The sequence below is a fragment of the Pseudomonas sp. MF4836 genome, assembly GCF_002018875.1.
Taxonomy (GTDB): Bacteria; Pseudomonadota; Gammaproteobacteria; order Pseudomonadales; family Pseudomonadaceae; genus Aquipseudomonas.
In genome coordinates this window covers 1-507 of the sequence record NZ_MVOL01000048.1, presented here as the reverse complement: position 1 = coordinate 507, position 507 = coordinate 1, and the positions used below count along the sequence as shown (strand labels likewise).

Annotated in this window: 1 protein-coding gene; it reads left to right on the top strand. The window is 62.3% G+C overall.

Going from position 1 to position 507, the window contains the following annotated elements; translation table 11 throughout:
* Positions 1-507, top strand: a 507-nt coding sequence (locus tag MF4836_RS34655) for an AMP-binding protein (protein ID WP_153050311.1), incomplete at both ends; no start/stop codon positions are given.

The window sequence follows — 507 nt, the reverse complement described above, 5'->3', positions numbered from 1 at the left end:
ACGAGGGTGTCACGGTGCTGAACCAGACCCCGTCGGCCTTCAAGCAGTTGATGCCAGTGGCCTGCGCCAATGAATCCGGCAACGCTCTGCGCTATGTGGTATTTGGCGGCGAGGCCCTGGAAGTGAAGGCCCTGCAGCCCTGGTTCCAGCGTTTTGGCGACCAGCAGCCGCAACTGATCAATATGTACGGCATCACTGAAACCACGGTGCACGTCACCTACCGCCCGATCACCCAGGCCGATCTGCAGGCAGACGCCAGCAGCCCGATTGGTGAGGTGATCCCGGACCTCTCCTGGTACTTGCTCGACAGCAGCCTCAACCCGGTGGCCAAGGGCTGCATCGGTGAGCTGTATGTTGGTCAGGCCGGCCTGGCCCGTGGCTACCTCAATCGCGGCGACCTGACGGCCACGCGTTTTATTGCTGACCCGTTTTCCAATCATGGCGAGCGGCTGTACCGCACCGGTGACCTGGCGCGTTACCGCGCCGATGGGGTCATCGAGTACATCG